We start from the raw sequence: 17,155 nt of genomic DNA, 5'->3' as shown, positions 1-17,155 counted from the left end.
TGCATGCAGTGTCCAGACCGCCCTACTCCCGACCTGTCGCAGGCAGCCCGGCTGCAGATTGGCGATATCCGCCCGCTGACCGGTGCCCGGCCACCCGCCAACGAGGACGAACGGCTGGCAGCGTTGCAGGCCTGCGCCATTCTCGACAGCGCACCAGAGCCGGCCTACGACCGTTGGGCTGCCGACGCGGCCAACGTGTGCGCAACGCCGATGGCTCTGATTTCGTTGGTGGACGCGCAGCGACAATGGTTCAAGGCACGCGTCGGCATGCAGCCCGCCGAGACGCCACGCGAGCTTTCATTCTGCGCACATGCGCTGCTCGCGCCCGACCAGGTGCTGGAGGTGAACGACGCGCGCAGCGATCCGCGCTTTGCCGACAACGCGCTGGTCACCGGGGCGCCGCATATCCGCTTCTATGCTGGCGCCCCCTTGGTCACCGCCGATGGACACGCGCTAGGGACACTGTGCGTCCTGGACCAGCAGCCGCGTCGGCTATCGGCGGCCGAGCGCACGGCGCTGCAGGCGCTGGCGCGCCAGGTGGTGGACAGCCTCGCCTTACGCCGTGCCGCCGCGCTGATTGCGCAAGACAGCCTGCGCGACCCTCTTACCGACACCTGCAACCTCGCCGGGCTGGAACGCGCGATGCAACAGCTTGCCGCGGCGTCGGCAAGCGCCGCCGCGCAGGCCGCGGGGCTGTTGTTGATCGAGCTGGATGGCTTCAAACGCCTGCGCCTGCAAGCGGCTACGCAGGCCGATGCGGCGTTGGTGCAGGCCGCGCGGATCATCGAAGCGCAGGTGCCGGAGGCGGGCTGTATCGCCAGACTGGAGGCAGACCGCTTCTGCGCACTGTTGCCGAGCGCCGCCGAGGCGGATGGCATGACGGCGGCCGAGCGCATCCGCGCGGCCATCGCCGCGGCCAGTTGGTCGCCGCTCCCGCTGACCGCCAGCATCGGTGTCGTCGTGCCGACCGGTCCGGCCACACTGTCGCTCGGGGTGCTGTTGGCGCGCGCACGTCATGCGCTGCAGCAGGCCTGCCTGGATGGACGCAACCAGGTGCATCGTTTCGACGGTTGGCATTACGCCGACTGAAACGCGGGGCGCAGCAATCGCGCCCCTGCTGTTACGCGCCCCCTTGAGACCCTCAGGCCGCCAGGGTGTCGGCGATGCCGGCGATTTCGTCCACCCGCAACACCTGGTCCATGTCCAGCAGGACCACGAAACGCTCACCGACCTTGCCCATGCCGCGCAGCAGGTCGCGCCGGATATGGGTACCGAACGCCGGCGCTGGCTCGATGTCCTGGTCGGCAAGCTCGATCACCGCGTTGACCGCATCGACCAATACGCCGATCACTTGCGATCCCTGCGCCTGTTCGGTCGCCAGAATGACGATGCAACTGCGCTTGCCTACGGCACTGTCGGCGCGGCCCAGACGGGTCTGCAGATCGACCACCGGCACCACCGCACCGCGCAAGTTGATCACACCGCGTACGCAGGCCGGCATGGCCGGAACTGGCGTCGGCGTGCGGTACTGGATGATCTCGCGAATACCGAGAATGCTGGTGGCGAAGGTTTCGTTCTCCAACTGGAAGGTCAGGTACTGGGCGGCGACATCGGCGTCGCCGGACATCACATCGGGGGTTGGGGCGTCCATTGATGCTGCCTCAGAAGCGTGCGAATTGGCTTTCGTCCGGACCGTCGGCCATGGCGTAGGCCGGCATCGCATTGCCACGCCAGTTGCGTGCATTGCGTTCGCGCGTCTGCCCGCCGCTGGAACGACTGGGCCGCGAGGGAACCGCCCTGCCACGCCGGGGGGCGGCAGCGACAGGCGCATCCTTCCCGCCGAGCCGGAAGAACGCCATGCTCTGCTGCAGCTGCTCGGCCTGCGAGCTCATCTCCTCGGCCGTGGCGGCCAACTCCTCCGACGCACTCGCGTTTTGCTGGGTGGTCTGGCTCAACTGCACAACGGCTGCGTTGATCTGGCTGACGCCTGAGGACTGCTCTTCCGATGCGGCGGAGATTTCCTGCACCAGGTCGGAGGTGCGCTTGATGCTGGGCACGATGGTGTCCAGCAGCCGACCGGCACGGTCAGCCAGCTCGACGCTGGAACTGGCCACCTCGCCGATTTCCTGCGCAGCGATTTGACTGCGTTCGGCCAACTTGCGCACCTCGGCGGCGACCACCGCAAAACCCTTGCCGTGTTCGCCAGCACGCGCCGCTTCAATGGCGGCATTGAGCGCGAGCAGGTTGGTCTGGTAAGCGATGTCGTCGATGATGCCGATCTTCTGCGCGATCTGCTTCATCGCCTTGGTGGTGGCAACCACGGCTTCGCCACCTTCGATGGTTTCCTTGGCCGCCTGCGTGGCCAGGCTGTCGGTGACCTTGGCGTTTTCGGTGTTCTGTCCGATCGACGCGGTCATCTGTTCCAGCGAGGCACTGGTCTGTTCGACTCCGGCAGCCTGCTCGGCGGCCGCCTGGCTCAGCGATTGCGCCGTGGCACTGACCTCCTCCGACGAACCGGCCAACAGTTCGGCGCTCGAATTCACCTCACCGACCACTGCTACCAGCTTGCTGACCATCAGACTCATGGCCGCCATGGCGCTGGTGGTGTCGTTCGGCTTGGTATGCACCTGCATGGTCAAGTCGCCCTGCGAAATCCGCGTGGCGACATCGACCACCGTGCTCGGCTCGCCGCCCAGTTCGCGCATCAACGAACGTGCGATCAAGTAACCGGTCAGGGCGGCACATGCCGCTGCCAGCAGGCTGCCCAGGATCAGCGTCAGGTTGGTGCGCGCTTGCAGCTGATCGGCTTCGGCCGAGCGTGCGGCCAGCAGCTCGCTTTCAGTACGACGTACTTGCGCCATTTCCTCGCGCATGCGGTCCATGAAGGCCTTGCCCTTGGACGTGCGGATCGTGGCGACCATCGCCTCCATCGAGGCCTCGCCGGCATTGATCTTGCGGCGCAGCGCGATCTGCGGCAGGACCGCTTCAGACAGCCATTGCGCCTGCGCATCCTTGACTGCATTCAGACGCGTCTGCTGCTCAGCATTGTCGGAGGTCAGCTTCTGTGCCTTGGCCAGATGCTTGGCGAATTCCGCCACTCCAGCATGGTACGGCGCCAGGAATGCCTCCTCGCCGGCCAGCGAGAACCCACGGGCGCCGGTCTCGATATTGATCAGGCTACTGAGCGCCGCATCGGCCTCGCCCAGCACTTCGTACGTGTGGTTGTTCCAGTAATTGGCCTGGGAAAGTTTGCTGACGTTGAAATAGGCCACCGCTGCCAACACCAGCAGAATGACGAGGACGGCGCCAAAGCCAGCGTAGAGCTTGGTAGCGACTTTAAGATTGTTGAACACGGGGATACCTTCAGTGCGCTGATGTCGGAAACGTCCGATGAGACTGGGCCATTGCGGGTCTGGACAAGGCAAGAAGCAGTGGTTGACACCGCTACACTTCGACCGCTCGCATGGGTCTATCGGCGATGCACAAATGCGCTTTAGACGCAGATCCTGTAAAGCGGCTATTCAGGCTTACGGACTTCCGGATTTGTGACGCCTGACGTGACGATTGGGAAAATCCCTACAACTCCGTATGCGAATCACGATGACGAGCACCGCGACACGCATTGAAAAACCTTTCTGGCGCGGAAACCGCCTCGGCATCGGGCAATCCGCGATGACTCACCCCGTGCACCGGCCATGCCGCGCTGTTCGGCTACAGCCACTAGGCAGCGAATGCCGCTACCGCAGGTTGCGCGCACTCCCCATCGCCCCCGGACACCCGCCGGCTTCCGGTCGGATCAGACATCCGTCGGAAGGGGCCACTGGTGGCCGGGCTGGAATCGATGCAAGGCGCGCTCGGCACAGCCGGACCGGTTGCGCGGCCTGGTGACCGGTCATGGCCGGCTGGCGCAGACGTTTGGTGTCGGGGTTGCCGACGGCGGCCTGGACCTGGTGAGCGCGTGCGCGCCCCCTGCTGACAACGGCATGGCGCCATCGTCACCCGCTACAGTGGCGCCGCGGTTCGGCATCCGCGAGGCCGCCGGTGCGCCGTGGCGCTGGCGAGTGGCCGACAGCTCCTACCTCTCGTGTCCACCGCCAAGCGTCGCCGCCGCGGCCGCGGACGGCGACTGCGCCAACCAACGCTCCACCGCGCTCTGCGGCGGGGCACCGGGGCCACGTTGCAGCAGGAGCAGCGCTTGCCGTTCCTGCTCGGGACCGAGCGGCTGCAGCATCTGTAGGCGATCGCCGCTCCAGGCCGCCATCGGCAATCCATCCAGATAGGCCACGCGATTGCCCGCCACGCGCGCCACCCGCTCGCCCGGCAGCAGGCCACCGAGCAGATTGGCCGGATCGCTGGCACTGAGGCAGACCCAGTGCTCCGTCAGCGGCTGGGCGCGCACCCGGCGCAACGCGGCGATCGCCTCCGGCAAGGCGAACTGCTCGCCGGACAGCCCGGCGATGAAGCGCCCGCCGCGAATATCGCCGCGCGCCTCCAGCCGTTGGTATACCCGCAACAGGTCCCGCCAGGGCGGCAGCCAGCCGGCCTCGCGCTCGAGCAGACGCCAGCACACCACGCCATAGCGACGCAGCAGCGTCCACGCCAGATGTTCCAGGGTCTGTTGATGGCGCTCGCCGGCTTCATCGGCCGGCAATGCGGGCAGCGCGTGGACCGGCGCCCAACGGCCGGCATCGCGAATGCCCAGCGCGTGCGCCCGTCGGCGCTGCCGCGACAGCGCCGACGGCCGCTTGGAGGCCGGCACCAACAACGCGCGCAAGCCGGCATAGCTGTCGCAATGCACGCGGCCGCGGACCACCAGCTCGGCCAAGGCATCTTCCAGTTCGGTGGCGAGCAAGCGGGTGGCATCGGCGATCTCGTCGAAGAAGCAGGCGCCGTGCTGCTGCAGGAACCCGACCACGCGCTCGGCGCGCGAACCCAATGGCGCGCTCGCCTCGTCACCCCGCGCCAAGGCGTTCCAGCGCTGCGCCTCGCGCCGCGGCAGCAGCACGATCGGCGCGCTGCGCAGGCTGGCCGCGGCCTGGCTGCCGCCCGGCCGCAACCGCGCCCACACCGTGCGCCCGGCCGTGCACAACTCGTCGAGCCAGGCCGGCTGGTAATCCCCGACCCGCGCCGGCAGCAGTTCGGCCTCCCACAGCGCGGCGGGCGCTTCGAATCCTTCCAGTTGGCCCAGCACGCTGGCCAGCGCGTCCGGTCCGGCAACGCGGCTATCCGGATCCAGATGCTGCCACTCGAACAGGAAGCGCAAATAGTCGCGCTGCGAGACCGGCTCGATCTCGCGCCGCAGCCGGCCCAGCGTATAGCGATGGATACGCGCCAGCAGATGACGCTCGCACCACTCCTCTTCCTGCACCGTGTCGCTGAAGCGGCCGGCCATCACATAGCCCTCGCGCTGCAAGGCCAGCAAGGCCAACGCAATCGCCTGGGCAGGCAGGCGCAGCGCCGATGCCAGCGCTGCGACCGGGGTCGGCCCCAGCACGGACAAACGCGCGCGCACCAATTCGCGCAGCGCCTGTTCCTCGCTCCAGTCGACGACCTGGCAGTCGGCCGGCACCTGCAACGACGGCTGGCACACTGCCTGCGGATACAGCGGTGCGAACCAGGCCAGGCGCTCGACACTGATCCAGGCCAGTGGCTGCCCGTCTTGCTGCAACATGCCGGCGCGCCCGGCGTTGGCGAGCGCGGTGAGCCAGGCCGCCCAATCGGGTTCGACCACCTCGGCGGCCGGCAACACGCCCAAGCCGACCAACGCTTCGTGCATCTCTTCGCGATCGCGCGGCTGCGGCCAAGCTTCGTCCCGTACCGCTGCGATCGCCTGCGGATCCAGCCGTCCAAGATCGTCGCTGCTCTGCGGTGCGTAGCGCCGGCCCTGCACCGCCTGGGTACGCCGCTCTTCCAATGGCGCATCATCGAGAAAGGCGTAAGGTCGTGCATTCAAGGCTTCGGCGGCCAGCGGCGACGGCGCGGCCAGATCGTGCGCCAGCACGCTGATCGCGCCGGACTCCAATCCACGCAACAGCTGTAGCCAGCCTGCGCTGTCCATCGCCTGATGCAGGCAATCCTCCAGCGTCTGCGTCACCAGCGGATGGTCGGGCACCTCGCGTTCGCCGGCCAGGTTCTCGGCACACGCCACCTGGTCGGGAAACACCGTGGCCAGCAGGTCCTCGGACTTCATCCGCTGCAGCTGCGGTGCCACCTTGCCGCCGCCGGCAAAGCGCGGCAACGCCATCGCGGTGGTGGCGTTCCAGCGCCAGCGGATGCCGAACAACGGCGCATCCAGCAAGGCCTGCACCAGCACATGCTCGGCCGAGGACGAGTGCAGATAACGCGCGACCTCGTCCAACGCGAAGCTGTGGCTGGTGGACAGCGACAGCACGATCGCATCCTCGGTGGCGGCGGCCTGCAATTCGAAGTTGAAGGTCCGGCAGAAGCGCTTGCGCAAGGCCAACCCCCAGGCCCGGTTGATGCGGCTGCCATAGGGCGAATGGATCACCAGTTGGGTGCCGCCGCTGGCGTCGAAAAAGCGTTCCATCACCAGCTGTTGCTGGGTCGGCAGCGCACCGAGCGCGGCCTGCGCCTGCGCCAGGTAGTCCACCAGTTGCTGCGCCGCTTCGGCGGACAGGCCGAGCGCCTCGCCGGCCCAGGCAAGCGCGCGCGGATGCGGGGCCACGTCAAGGCGCTGTGCGATCTCTGCGCGCAGCCGCGACACCGCCGCGGAGAGTTCATCGCTGCGGCCAGGCGCCTCGCCGAGCCAGAAGGGGATATTCGGTGGTGCGCCCTGCGCGTCTTCGACCCGCACCCGGCCAGCCTCCACCCGCAGGATCCGGTAGCTGGCGTTACCCAGCTGGAACACGTCGCCGGTCAGGCTTTCGACCGCGAAATCCTCGTTGACGGTGCCGATGGTGTCCGCCTGCGGTTCCAGCACCACGCTGTAGTCGCCGGTCTCCGGGATGGTGCCACCGGAGGTGAGCGCGGTCATGCGCGCGCCGCGGCGGGCGTGCAGGCGGCGATGCACTGCATCGCGGTGCAGATAGCCGGCACGCGGCCCCAGCCGGGTCGTGAACCCCTCGCACAGCATGCGCACGACGGCATCGAACAGCTCGCGTTGCAAGCTGGCGAACGGCTGTGCGCGGCGCACCAGCGCGAACAGCGCGTCTTCGTCCCAATCTTCGCAGGCGACTTCGGCGACCAGTTGTTGTGCAAGCACGTCAATCGGTGCCACCGGCAGGCGCAGCGTGTCCAGTTCTCCGCGCGCGACCGCATCCAGCAGCGCGGCGCATTCGACCAGTTCATCGCGAGTCTGCGGAAACAGCCGCGCCTTCGGAGTGCCGCCGACCGCATGTCCGGCACGGCCGGCGCGCTGCAGGAAGCTGGCGATCGAGCGCGGCGAGCCGAGCTGGCAGACCAGGTCCACCTCGCCGATGTCCAGGCCCAGCTCCAGTGAGGCCGTGGCCACCAGCACGGTCAAGTCGCCGCGCTTGAGCCGGCGCTCGGCCAGCAAACGCGTCTCGCGCGACAGGCTGCCATGGTGGGCGGCTACGCGGTCCTTGCCCAGCAGCTCGCCGAGGTGGCGCGCGGCACGTTCGGCCATGCGCCGCGTGTTGACGAAGACCAAGGTGGTGCGGTGCTGCTGGGCCAGCGCGGCGACCTCTGCATAGACCTGCAGCCACTGGTCGTTGGACATCACCACGCTCAGCGGTGTCGGCGGCAGTGCCAGCGCCAGGTCGCGACGGCGGGTGTAGCCGATGTCGACGATCCGGCACGGCGGCGGCGGTTGCTCGGGTACCCCGGCACCGACCAGGAAGCGCGCTACCGTCTCGATGGGTTTTTGCGTGGCCGACAGGCCGATCCGGGTGATCGGCTGCGCGGCCAGCCGCTGCAGACGCTCCAGGCTCAAGGCCAGGTGGCTGCCGCGCTTGTCGGCCGCCACCGCGTGGATCTCGTCGACGATGATGCTGCGCACATGTTGCAGCGCTTGCCGCCCCGATGCCGAGCCCAGCAGCACGTACAAGGATTCCGGCGTGGTCACCAGGATGTGCGGCGGCACGCGCCGCGCCTGCGCACGCTCGCGTTGCGGGGTGTCGCCGGTGCGCACCGCGGTGCGGATCGCCACCTGCGGCAGGCCCTGCGCCGCCAGCGTCTCGGCGATCCCCTTGAGCGGCGTTTCGAGGTTGAGCTGGATGTCGTTGGACAAGGCCTTCAGCGGCGAGACGTAGACCACCCGGGTCTGGTCCGGCAGCGCGCCATCATTGGCCACACCCTCGCAGATCAACGCATCGATGGCCGCCAGAAACGCGGTCAGCGTCTTGCCCGAGCCGGTGGGCGCCGCCACCAGCGTGTGCTGCCCCGATGCAATCGCCGGCCAGGCAGCGACCTGGGCCGGTGTCGGCTCCGGAAAGCGCTGCGCGAACCAGGCGGCGACAGCGGGATGGAATTGTTGGAGAACAGGGTGCATCGGCATGGCCTTGGCGCGCTCCACCACCAGCCTCGCTGGCCGGCGGACGCAGTCGAACGACGGTGTTGCTGTTAGATGGCACCGCCACACCGTGGATGCAAGCCGACCGCCACAGTGGGAGTGAACAAGTTCACGAGCAATGCCACACGTGGCCGCTACCCTGCGACGCTCCGGCAGACCTCGCAGAGGATGGCAGCACCATGAAGACCAACGGCAATACGATCCTCGTCACCGGCGGCGGCTCGGGCATCGGGCGTGCCCTGGCGCAGCGCTGGCATGATGCTGGCAACCGCGTGATCGTCGCCGGGCGACGGCGCGAAGCGCTAGAGGAAACCGCCGCCGGGCGTGCAGGGATCGCCGTGCGCACGCTGGATATCGCTGATGCCGGAGCCATTGCGTCGTTCGCGCAGGACGTGATCGACAGCTACCCAGGGCTCAATGTGCTGGTGAATAACGCCGGCATCTATGCCAGCGAGAATCCACGGCACCGACGCGACCTGGCCGATGCCGAACGCATGATCACGACCAATGTGCTTGGCCCGGTCCGTCTGACCGATGCGTTGATCGAGCACCTGGGCGCGCAAGCGGAGGCGGCGATCGTCAACGTCTCCTCGGGCCTTGCGTTTGTGCCCTACCCGGCCGCGCCGACCTACAGCGCCAGCAAGGCCTTCCTGCATTCCTATACCGCCGCCCTGCGCCCCGTGCTGGCGGGCCGGGTGGAGGTGATCGAGATCGTGCCGCCGCAAGTCCAGACCGAGTTGACGCCAGGGCAGTCGCAAGACCCCGACTCGATGCCGCTGGACGCCTTTGCCGATGAAGTCATGGCGCTGCTGCATCCCGGCCATGGCCACGCAGGCTCGCCTGCCGAAGTCTGCGTCGAGCGCGTGCGTCCCTTCCGCGATGCCGAACGCAAGGGCCAGTTCGACGCGACACTGGCAATGATGGCTGCGCACCTGCCGGCGGATTGACAGGCGCGTCACGACGGCCGTCGTGACGGCGCAGGAGCGCCACCGTGGCCGTCAACGCGCCTCTCCGTGGCATCGCCGCACCACGCCGATGGTCTACCTGCGACCGCAGCAACGCAGCTGGGGCACGGTCGCGCGGCACGTGCGGCACGCCGATCTGGAGGATAGCGATCGCCAAGCGCTGGGCAGCCCGTGCGGTCACCCGCGATTGTCCAACGCGCGGCCGCATGGCACATTGCCGGCATGCCCAGTCTCATTCTCTTCATGATTGCCGGCGCCGCGGTGTTCGCGTTCTGGAATTCCTCGCGCGCCGCTGCCGAACGTGCCGATGTGCTCGGTCGCAACGCCTGCCAGGCCGCCAATGTGCAGTGGCTGGATCAAAGCGTGCATTCGACCTCCATCCGCGTGTGCCGGATGCCGAATGGCTGGCTGGGGTTCGAACGCACGTTCCGCTTCGAGTATTCGCATGACGGGACCGATCGCCAGAGCGGGCGCCTGGTGTTGCGTGGGGATCAGCTGGTGGCGTTCACCGGTCCGCAGGTCGCCAGCGTGACGGCGTTGCACCCGGACCACCCTCGCCTGCATTGACGACGATCCAGGGGACCCGCGCGCCCGCGATGCCTTGCCGGTGAAACACAGCGAAAACGACACGCGCTGCGGGCGACGGCCTCGACGTTTGCGCGCCTGACAAGCCGTCGATCCGCGCAAACCAATCGTTGCGATGCGTCACCGATACACAGAGACGACCGCGCCCAGCAAGCACGGCGTCGACGGAAGGCAACAACGTTTTTGAGCCGACACCGCCGGAACGGTGCCGGCGTCCATGCGGCTGGCCTACTTCACCACGCGCAGATGCGGGCGCTTGCCGCCACTGGGCGGCTCGTCCGGCGGCGAGGTGCCTGGCGGCGGCGTGGCCGGATCCGGCGGCTCGGTATTGGTACCAGGAATATCGTCCGGCAGGGCCATGCCCTGCCCGGTCTCGCGTGCGTACACTGCGAGCACCGCCGGCATCGGCACCAGCACCGGATAGCTGACGCCGCCAAAGCGCGCAGTGAAGCGCACGCTGTCGTTGTCCACGTGCAGCCCAACCACCGCACGCTCGGCGATGTTGAGGACCACGCGGCCGTCCTTGACGGCGCTGGCAGGCACTTGCACGCCCGGCAGTCCGGCATCGACCAGAATGTGCGGCGTCATGCCGTTGTCGTTGATCCATTCCATCAACGCCCGTAGCAGATACGGGCGGTGGCTGGTCATGCGGGGGAAATCTTCGCTCATAGGCGGCATTTTACCCGCACGCGACGGCGATCTGCGGCCAGCATCGGAAGTCGGTCTGTCGACATACAGCCGCAACCTAGGCCGGCAGCTCGCGCAGCTTCTTTTCCTGATCGGTCAGGCTGCGGATGAAGCCGGGATTGCGGAAGATACGATTGCCATAATCCTCGATCGCCTTTCCATCCTTCGGCAGGCCCACGTCCAGCGATTCCAGTCGCCAGATGATCGGCGCCATCGCGCAATCGGCCAGGCTCATTTCCGGATTGAGAAAGAACTTGCTGGCCTTGAACAACGGCACCGACGCGGTGAGCATCTCGCGCAGGCGCTTGCGGCCGGCCTCGGCCTGGGTCTTGTTGCCCAGCTGGATCGCCTGTACCTGCGGTACCCAGTCGTGTTCGATGCGCAGCATCGCCAAGCGCAGGCGCGCGCGCGATAACGGGTCGACCGGCATCAATGGTGGATGCGGATAGCGCTCGTCCAGGTACTCGCTGACCACCGAGGCGGCATACAGCACCAGATCGCGCTCGACCAGGGTCGGCACCGAGTGATAGGGATTGAGATCGATCAGATCTTCCGGAGGATTCTGCGGGTCGACCGCCACCAGGTCGTAGGTCACCCCTTTCGCCGCCAGGACCAGACGAACCCGGTGGCACAACACATCGTCGTTGGACGAAAACAAAGTCAAGGTATTCCGCATACGCACACTCGTCGCCATTCAAGGCTCTCCGACGACCGGAATCCGCCGGCCGCATCGGCGCGGCCGGCCCAGCGCCGACAGTCACCACGGTCCTTCGAGTGTGCAATCACACTACGCAAAAGCCAAGGGTGCTAGTGCCGGCGGCAGCCGGCGCCGAGCAACGGCGCCGGTATCGACTGGACGTCAATGCACGTCCTTCCAGTATTCCTTCTTGAGCAGGTAGGCCAAGAAGGTCAGCAGGGCCAGGAACAGCACCACCCAGACGCCCATGCTCTGTCGCTTGAGCGCAGCCGGCTCGCCGGCATACTCGAGGAAGTTGGCGATATCGCGCACGGTGCGGTCGAATTCCACCGGGGTCTGCCGCCCCGGCTGACCCAGCACCAGCCCCTCCACCGGTCGATCGCCGGTCGCCTTGTCGGCCGGACCGAACTTCGCCTGCTGCAGGCCTTGCAGGTCCCACAGCGGGTTAGGCATGGAGGCATTGGGGAACAAGCGGTTGTTCCAGCCCAACGGGCGAGTTTGGTCCAGGTAGAACGACTTGAGGTAGGTATAGACCCAGTCGGTTCCGCGCACGCGCGCGATCAGGCTCAGATCCGGCGGCGCCTTGCCGAACCACTTGGTGGCCGCATCGTGCGGCATCGTGCCTTCGATGTGCTCGCCGACCTTGGCGCCGGTGAAATTGAGGTTGGCCATGACCTCGGCCTCGCTCAGTCCCAGATCGCTCGCCATCCGCGAATAACGCAGATACTTGAGCGAATGGCAGCCGGAGCAGTAGTTCATGAACAACTGCGCGCCACGCTGCAGTGACGCGCGGTCGCCAAGGTCGTTGCCGGCTTGCTGGACCGCTCCACCTTCGGCGGCGACCGCCGCCCCCACCAATACCCAGCCGCCCCACACCACGGCCAGCCGCGACATCCATGACCTCACAGTGGGATTAGTCATGCGTGGTCACCCGCTCCGGAACCGGCTTGGTCTTGTCCAGCCGGGTCCATACCGGCATGGTGATGAAGAAGGCGAAATACAGGAAGGTCAGCACGCGCCCGATGTAGGTCTCGTGGATGTCGGTACCCGGCCCGGAGCCGATCACACCGAGCCAGACGAAGCACACCACCAGCACGCCCAGCGCCACCTTGGAGATCCAGCCGCGATAGCGGACCGAGCGCACCCGTGCGCGATCCAGCCAGGGCACCAGGAACAGAATCGCGATCGCGGAGAACATCACCAGCACGCCGCCCAGCTTGTTGGGCACCACGCGCAACATCGCGTAGTACGGCGTGTAGTACCACACCGGCTTGATGTGCTCCGGCGTCACCAGCCGGTTGGCCTCGGTGAAGTTGTCATGCTCGAGGAACAAGCCGCCGAAGCCCGGGGCGAAGAAGATGATGAAGGCCGCGATCAACAGCAGGAAGCCCACCCCGACCAGATCCTTGACCGTGTAGTACGGGTGGAACGGGATGCCATCGGCCGGCTTGTGCGCATCCCAGCGATTGCCCTTGGGGCCCTTCTTGATATCCACGCCGTCGGGGTTGTTGGACCCCACCTCGTGCAGGGCGCCCAGGTGCAGCACGATCAGCAACAACAGCACCAGCGGCAAGGCGATCACGTGCAGGGCGAAGAAGCGGTTGAGGGTGGCATCGCCGGGCAGGTAGTCGCCCATGATCCACTCGGTCAGTCCGTTGCCGATCACCGGGATCGCGCCGAACAGCGAGATGATCACCTTCGCGCCCCAGAACGACATCTGGCCCCAGGGCAGCACGTAGCCCATGAAGGCTTCCGCCATCAGCACCAGGTAGATCAGCATGCCGAGGATCCACACCAGCTCGCGCGGCTTCTGGTAGCTGCCGTACATCAGCCCGCGGAACATGTGCAGGTACACCACGATGAAGAACAGCGAGGCGCCGGTGCTGTGCATGTAGCGGATCAGCCAGCCCCACTCGACGTCGCGCATGATGTATTCGATCGATGCGAACGCCTCGGTCGCGCTGGTCTTGTAATGCATGGTCAGGAAGATGCCGGTGGCGATCTGATTGACCAGCACCACGATGGCGAGCGAGCCGAAGTAGTACCAGAGGTTGAAATTTTTCGGTGCGTAGTACTCGCTGATGTGCTTGCGATAGACGGGCATCAGCCCGGGAGCGCGCTCGTTCACCCAATCGAACACACCGTTGGCGGTACGGACCAGGATATTGCTCATCACGCAGCCCCCGTGCTGTTACCCGACTTACCGGCCGTGTCCGGATCGACGCCGATCACCAGAGTGTTGTCGTCCACATAATGGTGTGGGGGCACCAACAGGTTGATCGGTGCGGGCACGCCATCGAAAACACGCCCGGACATGTCGAATCGCGATTTGTGGCAGGGGCAGAAGTAGCCACCCTTCCACTGCGGATCGTAGGGTTCGGGCCTGATCTCGGCCACCATTTCCGGCGAGCAACCCAGGTGGGTGCACAACCCGACCAGGACCGAGATATCGGCCTTGATCGAGCGATACTCGGGATTCTTCAGCACGTACTCGGGCTGCTGGTCCTTGTTCTCGGACTTGGGATCCTTGAGCCGGCCGTCCAGGGACGGCAAGGCATCGAGCATCGCCTTGGAACGCTTGACGATCCAGATCGGCTGACCGCGCCACTCCAGAATCATGCGCTGCCCTTCCTGCAAGGCGCTGATGTCGGCGGTCACCGGTGCACCGGCCAACTTGGCGCGTGCACTGGGATTCCACGACTTCACGAACGGGACTGCGAGAAACCCTGCTCCGACCGCACCGACCACGGCGGTTGTCGCGGTCAGAAACCGACGACGCCCAGTGTCGGCAGGTGCGTTAACCCCATCGTTGGCCATCCGGCTCTCCGATCTTGATTAGGTAGCGTGAGGCTGCCAGCGGCTGGCGGGGGGTCCTGCCGCGTGAATCGCCCGCAGTGTAGCGGAACGCTTAATGCACAGACAATGCAATGTACGCAGTCGTGGCAGATCGATGCAAACCCGCTGTGCGCCGGAGCACGTCGGCAGCCGCATGCACAGACCGCGAACGGTCCCCGTGGCCGCGCGCAAACGCTGCGTGCGCAGGCACGCGACCGCTGTTGGCGATGGCTTAGTTGGCCGCAGTGGTCTGGCCGCGATAGCGCCCGGCGAGCACGCCGACCCGCTGCACGTAACGCTGGGTCTCGCTATACGGCGGCACGCCGCCATAACGATCGACTGCGCCCTCACCGGCGTTGTAACCGGCCGCAGCCAGAGTGAGGTCGCCATTGAAACGCTTCAACAACCACGACAGGTATTGCACGCCGCCGCGGATATTTTGCGCTGCATCATAGGCATCGCTGACGCCGAAACGACGCGCGGTACCGGGCATCAACTGCATCAACCCCTGCGCGCCGGCGCGGCTGAGCGCCAGCGGGTTATAGGCCGACTCGGCGTGGATGATTGCGCGCACGATCGCTTCTTCCACGCCGAACTCGCGCGCGGCGGCGCTGATTTCCTGTTGGTAGGCGTTGGTGTTGAGCCGGATTGCGCCGAAGTTCACCCCTGGCCGCGCGCCGCAGGCATAACAGGTCTCGATGAAGCTGTAATGGATCGTGCGCAGGCCCTCGATGCTGGCGACCTGGCGCGGACGCGTGCTGGTGTAGTGCCGTACGCCGTCCTTCAAATACGAATACACCTGCCCGCTGACCACTCGCCGCGGATTGACCGCGGTCGCGGCAGCTGCCGCGATCGGCGCAGGCGCCGGCGGCGACACCTGCGCGGGCGGTGGCGGACTGATGATGGTGGCGGGCGCGCCGCTGTGGATGTCGGCGGACGCGCGCGCCGGCGGCATTGCCGGACGGTTGGCGGCCGGCACCACCGCACGTGCGGTGGCGCGATCGGGCGTGTAGCGGCTGATGATGCTGCAGCTGGCACCGCGCGGTGGCTTGCTGAGATAGCTGGTGATGCCATCGGCGCCGACACACTTGTACAGCGTACCGGCGCTGGCCGGCGCAGCCGACAGCGTGGCACATAGCAGCCCCAGGATCCCCAGCATCCCCTTCATGGCGCGGAGTGTCCCAGCTTGTCGGCGCCTTGCCAAGTGGCGTCGCCAGCCTGCTGCAGTCGCGCTCGCAATGCATCCAGCGCCCCCAGCAGCGGCGCCTGCAGCGCGGCCGGCTGCAGCGTCAGGAACGGCCGCCCCAGCAACAGCAGATTGGCGGCCAGTCCGTCCACGTCCGCCGCGCCCAGTCCCAGCCAGCAATGGTCCGGCCCATCGGCCTCCAGCGCGCCCAGCCAGGGCGGCACGCGCGCGGCCAGGGCCTCGAGCGTCCCCGCCAGCCGCACCCGTGCCCGGCAGGCGAATGGTGCCTCGCCGATCGCCCGCCGTAGCAGTTGCAGGGGCTCGTCCGGCAATGGCCGCGGTGCGAAACGGGCGCCGGTCGGCTCGGCCTGATCGATCCGGTCCACCCTCAAGGTGCGCCAATCCTGGCGCTGGCAATCCCAGCCCAGCAGGTACCAGCGGCGCCCGTAGTTCACCAGCAACGCCGGCTCCAGCACCCGCGCAATGCGCTCGCCCGAGTGGCGGCGATAATCCAGCCGCAGCGCCAGCCCGTCGCGGCAGGCGGCGGCCAGCTGGGCCAGGCGCTCGGCAGCGACCAGGGCCTCGGGAAGCTGGGTCGGCAGACTGGCGGTGGCCGCATGCGCGGCACTGGCGCGCTGGCGCCCAGGTCGTGGCAGCAGCGGGTCGAGCTTGCCGAGGATGCGCGCTGCGGGTGCTTCCAGCCCGCCGATCGCCGGTGCGGCCGCACGCAGCGCCATCACGATGGTCAGTGCCTCTTGCTCGTCGAACAGCAGCGGCAAGCCGGGCGCGCCCTGCCCCAGCCGGTAGCCGCCGCCGCTGCCCGACACCGACTGCACGGGATATCCGAGGCTACGCAGGCGCTCGATGTCGCGGCGCAGATTGCGCGGATGCAGGTCCAGCCGCGCGGCCAGGTCGGCGCCGGACCACAGACGCCCGCCCTGCAACAGCGCCAGCAAGCGCAACAGACGGGACGCAGGAGAGGCCATTGCGCCACGGTATTGCGGACCGAATCTGTCCGCAATACAGGGCCAACCTGGGCACCTCATCCCCGGAGCGACGCCATGCAAACCGACCGCCACATCGTGCTGTTCCACAATGCCCGCTCGCGCTCGCGCGGGGTGCTGATCCTGCTGGAGGAGCTGGGCGCGGATTACCGCCTGGAGCCGATCGATCTGCAACGCGGCGAGCAACGCAGCCCGTCCTTCCTGGCCGTCAATCCGATGGGCAAGCTGCCGACCATCCGCCATGGCGACAGCGTGGTGACCGAACAGGTCGCCATCTACCAGTATCTGGCCGAGTTGTACCCCGAGGCCGGCCTGTCGCCGGCGCCAGGCGATGCCGACCGTGGCCCCTACCTGCGCTGGCTGGCCTTTTATGGCGCGTGTTTCGAGCCGGCGATGACCGACCAGGCGGCCAAGCGCCCACCCGCACCGCAGAGCATGTCGCCGTATGGCGACGTCGCCACCGTGGTGGAGGTGGTCGATGCCCAGCTGGCGCGCGGGCCCTACCTGCTGGGGGAACGCTGCAGCGCGGCCGACGTGCTGTGGGGCAGCGCGCTGGGCTGGATGGTCGCGTTCGGCCTGCTGGACCCGCCGGGCCCGACCCGCACCTATGTCGAGCGCATGGCGGCACGGCCGGCGGTGGCCCGCGCCGCCGCAGTGGACGCCGCAGGCTGAGCGCGACCGCGGCGGCCGGAGCGGGTAAACTGC

The 17,155-nt window shown here is 67.3% G+C and carries 13 protein-coding genes and 2 pseudogenes; 4 read left to right on the top strand and 11 right to left on the bottom strand.

Going from position 1 to position 17,155, the window contains the following annotated elements; all coding sequences use genetic code 11:
• The first annotated feature begins 3 nt into the window (after window positions 1-3).
• A complete protein-coding gene (locus CKY51_RS16600; protein WP_022974677.1) occupies window positions 4-1,089 on the top strand; it encodes a sensor domain-containing diguanylate cyclase in 1,086 nt (361 codons plus the stop codon).
• A gap of 52 nt (window positions 1,090-1,141) precedes the next feature.
• Here the strand turns inward: CKY51_RS16600 and CKY51_RS16595 are convergent, their stop codons facing one another.
• The 4 genes and pseudogenes from CKY51_RS16595 to CKY51_RS16580 all read right to left on the bottom strand — a co-directional run bounded on the left by CKY51_RS16595 (window position 1,142) and on the right by CKY51_RS16580 (window position 8,470).
• The gene (locus CKY51_RS16595; protein ID WP_031341036.1) at window positions 1,142-1,651 is read right to left on the bottom strand and encodes a chemotaxis protein CheW; all 510 of its coding nucleotides are present in this window, start codon (window positions 1,649-1,651) and stop codon (window positions 1,142-1,144) included.
• A gap of 10 nt (window positions 1,652-1,661) precedes the next feature.
• A pseudogene (locus tag CKY51_RS22985) lies at window positions 1,662-2,672 on the bottom strand (methyl-accepting chemotaxis protein); the annotation flags it as partial.
• Between the two features lie 195 nt (window positions 2,673-2,867).
• Window positions 2,868-3,209: pseudogene (locus tag CKY51_RS22980) on the bottom strand (CHASE3 domain-containing protein); the annotation flags it as partial.
• A gap of 866 nt (window positions 3,210-4,075) precedes the next feature.
• Window positions 4,076-8,470, bottom strand: a complete 4,395-nt coding sequence (locus CKY51_RS16580; RefSeq protein WP_031341038.1) for a DEAD/DEAH box helicase — start codon at window positions 8,468-8,470, stop codon at window positions 4,076-4,078.
• Between the two features lie 200 nt (window positions 8,471-8,670).
• Between CKY51_RS16580 and CKY51_RS16575 the strand changes: the two genes are divergently transcribed.
• Both CKY51_RS16575 and CKY51_RS16570 read left to right on the top strand, forming a co-directional pair.
• Entirely contained in the window at window positions 8,671-9,438 is a 768-nt protein-coding gene (locus tag CKY51_RS16575; protein WP_022974681.1) for an SDR family oxidoreductase, read from the top strand.
• A 240-nt stretch (window positions 9,439-9,678) separates the two neighbouring features.
• Window positions 9,679-10,023, top strand: coding sequence for a DUF3301 domain-containing protein (locus CKY51_RS16570; RefSeq protein ID WP_022974682.1), 345 nt, complete (start codon window positions 9,679-9,681; stop codon window positions 10,021-10,023).
• A 246-nt stretch (window positions 10,024-10,269) separates the two neighbouring features.
• Here CKY51_RS16570 and CKY51_RS16565 read toward each other — a convergent pair whose 3' ends face one another.
• From CKY51_RS16565 to CKY51_RS16535, 7 genes are all read right to left on the bottom strand, one after another.
• Window positions 10,270-10,710 carry a ClpXP protease specificity-enhancing factor gene (locus CKY51_RS16565; protein ID WP_022974683.1) on the bottom strand — a complete coding sequence of 147 codons (441 nt, stop codon included), beginning with the start codon at window positions 10,708-10,710 and terminating at the stop codon, window positions 10,270-10,272.
• Between the two features lie 76 nt (window positions 10,711-10,786).
• Window positions 10,787-11,422, bottom strand: a complete 636-nt coding sequence (locus CKY51_RS16560; RefSeq protein ID WP_031341040.1) for a glutathione S-transferase N-terminal domain-containing protein — start codon at window positions 11,420-11,422, stop codon at window positions 10,787-10,789.
• A 165-nt stretch (window positions 11,423-11,587) separates the two neighbouring features.
• A complete protein-coding gene (locus CKY51_RS16555) occupies window positions 11,588-12,346 on the bottom strand; it encodes a cytochrome c1 (RefSeq protein ID WP_031341041.1) in 759 nt (252 codons plus the stop codon).
• Window positions 12,339-13,598, bottom strand: coding sequence for a cytochrome b (locus CKY51_RS16550; RefSeq protein ID WP_152249519.1), 1,260 nt, complete (start codon window positions 13,596-13,598; stop codon window positions 12,339-12,341). The genes CKY51_RS16555 and CKY51_RS16550 overlap by 8 nt, the downstream gene beginning before the upstream one ends.
• Window positions 13,598-14,242: a ubiquinol-cytochrome c reductase iron-sulfur subunit gene (petA, locus tag CKY51_RS16545; RefSeq protein ID WP_152249518.1), complete on the bottom strand. Its 645-nt coding sequence runs from the start codon at window positions 14,240-14,242 to the stop codon at window positions 13,598-13,600. Before petA ends, CKY51_RS16550 begins: the two co-directional genes overlap by 1 nt.
• A 250-nt stretch (window positions 14,243-14,492) precedes the next feature.
• Complete coding sequence (locus tag CKY51_RS16540; protein ID WP_031341045.1) at window positions 14,493-15,428, bottom strand: lytic transglycosylase domain-containing protein; 936 nt, start codon at window positions 15,426-15,428, stop codon at window positions 14,493-14,495.
• Window positions 15,425-16,432: a helix-turn-helix transcriptional regulator gene (locus CKY51_RS16535; protein ID WP_031341046.1), complete on the bottom strand. Its 1,008-nt coding sequence runs from the start codon at window positions 16,430-16,432 to the stop codon at window positions 15,425-15,427. Before CKY51_RS16535 ends, CKY51_RS16540 begins: the two co-directional genes overlap by 4 nt.
• Before the next feature lie 75 nt (window positions 16,433-16,507).
• On the opposite strand from CKY51_RS16535, the gene CKY51_RS16530 reads away from it, so the two are divergent.
• Window positions 16,508-17,122: a glutathione S-transferase family protein gene (locus tag CKY51_RS16530; RefSeq protein WP_022974690.1), complete on the top strand. Its 615-nt coding sequence runs from the start codon at window positions 16,508-16,510 to the stop codon at window positions 17,120-17,122.
• The last annotated feature ends 33 nt before the right edge of the window (window positions 17,123-17,155 follow it).

This window comes from Xanthomonas maliensis, assembly GCF_009192945.1.
Lineage (GTDB): Bacteria > Pseudomonadota > Gammaproteobacteria > Xanthomonadales > Xanthomonadaceae > Xanthomonas > Xanthomonas maliensis.
The sequence above is the reverse complement of the archived record's forward strand: the minus strand, read 5'-3'. Positions and strand labels throughout refer to the sequence as shown.